We start from the raw sequence: 3613 nt of genomic DNA on the forward strand, positions 1-3613 counted from the left end.
GCTGTTCTCATGGAGGATTCTCCCCCTCAATCTGAATCTGAGTTGATTCTACCAGATACGTGGGGGTGAAGGCATTACAAAATCAGTCAAAGTCGAGGCTGAAATCAAAACTAAACAGCCTCAATTAGCAAGAGGGGTGAATGAGAGCGATGAAGTTGCCCGAAAGCCCACGAGTCGTTGGACAGGAAGTTATCACAGACCAATCGGACCCCCGGATGATCAAGTTCAGAAAAGAGCACGGTGAATTTGAGCCGGGGCATCCCCGAAAAACCGTTAAGTTGGAAATCACTCAATATGAGGCTGGTCCGGGAGAAATGAAGCTGGAGACGGTTATGGGGTACTACGAAAGTGAGCCGCCACCTCAATACACAGCTTTTTTCAATAGACTCATCGCAGAAGCAATTCGTGAGGTGAACGAGAGAGAGAAGAGGGAACGGTCGGCTTGAATCCTGCAAATCAACTTTGGAGACGATACCAGTGGCGATTGAAAATCGATGCTGTCCCTTTGGGATGAGTGCCATCCTATTCTTGTTTAGTGCAGGTTCTGGTGTCCTCTTCAATGGCAACCGGGGACGATGCTCAGATCGAAGAGGAACGGCGGCTGACGTATGTGGCCATGACCCGGGCCAAGGACTTCCTGTATGTGTTGTGGCCCCTGCGATACTACCACAAATCAGCTGGGCTTTCCGATTACCATAGCTATGCTCAGCTTTGTCGCTTTTTCACCGGAGAAGTCATCGCCTCGATGAAAGAAGTCCACCATGAGGAACCCGATCGCGCACCCGATGTGCTCCAGGAGATGCCACCTCGCGTCGACATTGGAGCACGGATTCGTCAGATGTGGGGGTGAAGCTGGCGCTCTCAACGTGGGTCGCTCGTTCAATATCTACGGGGTTCGATATCAACCTCTCACTTTCTTGATCAGAAAGGCCATGTTCTTGCCAAAGTTCCAGGCTGTCTGGAGTCCTTCCTCATCCTTCATAACCTCGCCCTTGTCGCGGCCAAGCGCTACATTCCAATAGGTAGAACCGGGAATGCAGAACCCGAGAATCTGAAACCATAAGGTCAATTGGGCAAACGTGAAATTCATACCAGCACGTCGCGCCACCACCAATGGCCCACCCACCTTGCCTTGAAACACCTCACCGTTCCAGCGGGATAGGTATCCGGCGCGCTCCATCAGCCCCTTAATGAGCGCTGAGGCTGACCCATAGTACACCGGTGAAGCTAGAATTATCCCATCCGCCTGTTTCATCTTCAGGTATACAGGGGAAAAGTCATCGTCGATGGAGCAACGCTCTTCCTTTTGGCACAACATGCAGGCATTACAGGACCTGATGTTCAGCCCTGCCAGTCGAACGAGTTCGGTGTCTATGCCTTCTTCGCTGATTGACTTCAAAGTGTGGGCGGTCAACAATTCGGTGTTGCCACCCTTTCTCGGGCTGCCGACGATACCAATCACGTTCATTGAAAGCCTCCTTGATGGGGTGTGTCTATTTCCTGTCCAAGAAGTTCGAGATTTCCAAGCCGGTGATCAGGCAGACTCATGTTTTCTGGCCTGCACGAGAGAGTCCATCTTCTCCCCGCCGCCTGCCGTCAACAGTTCCACATCACCAAAACCGGCGTCCTCCAGATTAGCTTTGATTTCCTCGAAGGTGTAAGTATCGCCATTTGGTGTGCTGACCAGCATGTTCAGGGCAAACATGGTTCCACCCAATGGCTTGGTCCGAGATGACTCCATCACCCAGTCACGGATGAGCAACACGCCATCTGCTTCAAGCGCCCGATGTATCTTTTGGAAAAGACCCAAATTCTGACCAGGGCTGTTCTGGTGAATAATGGCTGATAGCAGAACCAGATCGCAACGGCGGGGAAGTTCATCCACATAGAAATCGCCTGGCACGAAGCTCACCCTATCTTGAAGGTTGGCCTGCCTGACATTTTCCTTCGCAATGGGAATGACAGCCGCGCGATCAAAGATGACTGCGCGCAACCGGGGATTTTGCTGGAGAAAAGCAATCGTGTAAGCGCCCGATCCTCCACCCACATCCAGCAACTGTTGAAATGGGCCCGCATTGTACTTCTGACTTATGTCTTGCGCAAGTGCCCTGGCAGCGATGTCCATGGCGCCGATGAACGCCTGTACATCCTCATCGGAAAGAGTTCGAACACCTGCATTCAACGTCGGATTAGAGCCGTCTCTGACGGCTGACGTCAAATGGTTCCAGTTGTTCCATAGCCGAACCGCATGCTTGACCGAGGGAAGGATCGAATGCGGATTGGCAGCCGAAAGACGAGAACCCTGCTCCGTTGTCCGATAACGCCCCTGTTCTTTTCGAAGAAGATCAAAGGCCACCAGGCAATCAAGGAGTCTGGTGGCTGCCCTTGCATTGAGAGCCAGGGAAGCGGACAGTTCTTCGGCGGAGTGCGGTTCAGCATCCAGTCTGGTGAACACGTCCAGCTCTGCAGCAGTGAGGATGACCCTGCTGGTCATGAAACCGCGAATTTCGGAGTCCAAGCTCTCTCGCATCACCTGCCTCCTCGTTGTAATCTTCGCTGAAAAGGGGTGACCTGTCTCTGGTTATTGTACCATGCCACAAACTGGAGTTGACTGTCGCAGGTGTGGTTGGGGCCCCGGGCTGGCTATCAGGCTGACGTCTCAAACTTGGGGACTGCGAGCGCGAATCTCTTTTCGTTGGGGCACACTTCGGTTGACCGAGTCTGCCACTTGACGAGCATGCTGATAGCCTCCAAGTTGCCGGAGGACCGCACATCCCCTCTTCCCGCTCGAAATGTTGTGCTCAGAACTCGCCGAACACGCAACCGGCGTCGTTATCAAGTATTTTGAGCCGATCGATACAATGACATAGCCACATGCTTGGGTTGCCAGTCACCGTCGCGGCATTGCGTGATATAATGCACCCAGCGATGCTGTAATCACCAGGCCGTCAAAGAGGACCATGGCTCGAGCGGAAATAGGTAGCGGTCGCCACGGTTGATATTTGTTTTCTGTTGAGGATTGCCATGGTCATTCAACATCCTAATTACTGGAGGGATCAACAATGGAAGAATCAATGGTTACTATGACAACGACCGCCTTTTCTTTAGAGGGTTACACGGTGGTAAAAGAATACGGAGTCGTGAGAGGAATCGTCGTGCGCTCTCGGTCAATCTTTGGGACGATTGGGGCTTCACTCCAAACACTTGTCGGTGGAAACATCACTTTGTTTACGGGGTTGTGTGAGAAATCAAGAGGAGACGCCTTTGCCATGATGCTTCAACATGCAAAAGAAAAGGGCGACAATGCTGTCATCGGGGTTCGATACGATGCATCTCAAGTGATGGGAGGTGTATCAGAAGTCTTGTGTTACGGAACAGCAGTTTTGATCGAAAAGAACAAATGAGAGGTGTAAACGTCCAGGAGGTCATCGGGTAACCCCACCTCAAGCGCGTCCTGTTCGTTGAGGGCGGTTTTGCTTCCAGAATTTTTTAGGACATCGAGAATCACATGGGAAGACCAAAGGAATTCAGCTTTAAGACAGATACCGGAACCTGTATCATCACCCCGGACAAGTTGCTATTGGAACGCCATGAGCCCGCTGGCAGAGCAAGC

5 protein-coding genes are annotated in these 3613 nt (G+C 52.0%); 3 read left to right on the top strand and 2 right to left on the bottom strand.

The genetic code is table 11. The features are described from left to right. Positions 1-140: 140 nt before the first annotated feature. Positions 141-446, top strand: a complete 306-nt coding sequence (locus tag PHV74_15435) for a hypothetical protein (GenBank protein ID MDD5095745.1) — start codon at positions 141-143, stop codon at positions 444-446. Positions 447-559: 113 nt separating this feature from the next. Continuing rightward, the gene (locus tag PHV74_15440) at positions 560-850 is read left to right on the top strand and encodes a 3'-5' exonuclease (GenBank protein MDD5095746.1); all 291 of its coding nucleotides are present in this window, start codon (positions 560-562) and stop codon (positions 848-850) included. Positions 851-901: 51 nt separating this feature from the next. Here the strand turns inward: PHV74_15440 and PHV74_15445 are convergent, their stop codons facing one another. Continuing rightward, entirely contained in the window at positions 902-1468 is a 567-nt protein-coding gene (locus tag PHV74_15445; protein ID MDD5095747.1) for a flavodoxin family protein, read from the bottom strand. A gap of 66 nt (positions 1469-1534) precedes the next feature. Further along, positions 1535-2530: a methyltransferase gene (locus PHV74_15450; protein MDD5095748.1), complete on the bottom strand. Its 996-nt coding sequence runs from the start codon at positions 2528-2530 to the stop codon at positions 1535-1537. Between the two features lie 532 nt (positions 2531-3062). Between PHV74_15450 and PHV74_15455 the strand changes: the two genes are divergently transcribed. Then, entirely contained in the window at positions 3063-3404 is a 342-nt protein-coding gene (locus tag PHV74_15455; protein MDD5095749.1) for a YbjQ family protein, read from the top strand. Positions 3405-3613: the final 209 nt, after the last annotated feature.

Source organism: Dehalococcoidia bacterium, from assembly GCA_028711995.1.
Lineage (GTDB): Bacteria > Chloroflexota > Dehalococcoidia > SZUA-161 > SpSt-899 > JAQTRE01.

Bases quoted from the DNA above. Each gene is read 5' to 3' on its own strand.
- PHV74_15445 (MDD5095747.1), bottom strand. From the start codon at position 1,468: ATGAACGTGATTGGTATCGTCGGCAGCCCGAGAAAGGGTGGCAACACC.
- PHV74_15450 (MDD5095748.1), bottom strand. From the start codon at position 2,530: ATGCGAGAGAGCTTGGACTCCGAAATTCGCGGTTTCATGACCAGCAGG.
- PHV74_15455 (MDD5095749.1), top strand. From the start codon at position 3,063: ATGGAAGAATCAATGGTTACTATGACAACGACCGCCTTTTCTTTAGAG.
- PHV74_15440 (MDD5095746.1), top strand. From the start codon at position 560: ATGGCAACCGGGGACGATGCTCAGATCGAAGAGGAACGGCGGCTGACG.
- PHV74_15435 (MDD5095745.1), top strand. From the start codon at position 141: ATGAGAGCGATGAAGTTGCCCGAAAGCCCACGAGTCGTTGGACAGGAA.